The 622-nt window shown below is 58.2% G+C and carries 1 pseudogene; it reads left to right on the top strand.

Going from position 1 to position 622, the window contains the following annotated elements:
- Nucleotides 1–445: 445 nt before the first annotated feature.
- Nucleotides 446–622 (top strand): annotated as a pseudogene (locus NS334_RS16515) (4-hydroxy-3-methylbut-2-enyl diphosphate reductase); the annotation flags it as partial.

Below are 622 nucleotides of genomic sequence, written 5' to 3'. Positions count from 1 at the left end.
TTTCTAAGCTCGGGGAAGCATGGCCGAAAACGCCCGCTCTGTAGCGGAGTTCCGGGGACCGATCTAATGTTGTTTTGGTTATCTTCCTCGACGGGACGGCGAGAAGGTTCCAAACCACAGGAACGGCCACGAGTGGCCGGTATAGACCGCATGAGTGGGCGATAAAGTGACGAACAAGTGAGGGGGACCGACGGTCGCAGGGGCCTCATCCAATACTATATTACCTCAAATACCCTCCCGCATCGTCATCGCAGTCCTTCGCGGCGCTACCTTTTTGCCACAAAACCCTGTATTTCCATGCTCTTGAGGGCGCGGATCACGTGCAGGACCTGAGATGATGCGGACATTGCAACCGACGTTGCAGGGTTCGACCGGGCGGAGTGCGTTGTCGGAAAGACCGCAGGGCATGAAATGAGATTGGTGCAATTTGCGTAGCGGACGTCCCATGGAAGTGTTTCTTGCCCAGCCGCGCGGCTTTTGCGCGGGCGTGGTGCGCGCGATCGAGATCGTCGAACGCGCGCTCGCGAAGTATGGCCCGCCGGTCTATGTCCGGCACGAGATCGTGCACAACAAGCATGTGGTCGAGAGCCTGAAGAAGAAGGGCGCGATCTTCGTCGAGGAC

The sequence above is a fragment of the Sphingomonas endophytica genome, assembly GCF_001476895.1.
In the GTDB taxonomy this organism is placed as follows: domain Bacteria; phylum Pseudomonadota; class Alphaproteobacteria; order Sphingomonadales; family Sphingomonadaceae; genus Sphingomonas; species Sphingomonas endophytica_A.
The sequence above is the reverse complement of the archived record's forward strand: the minus strand, read 5'-3'. Positions and strand labels throughout refer to the sequence as shown.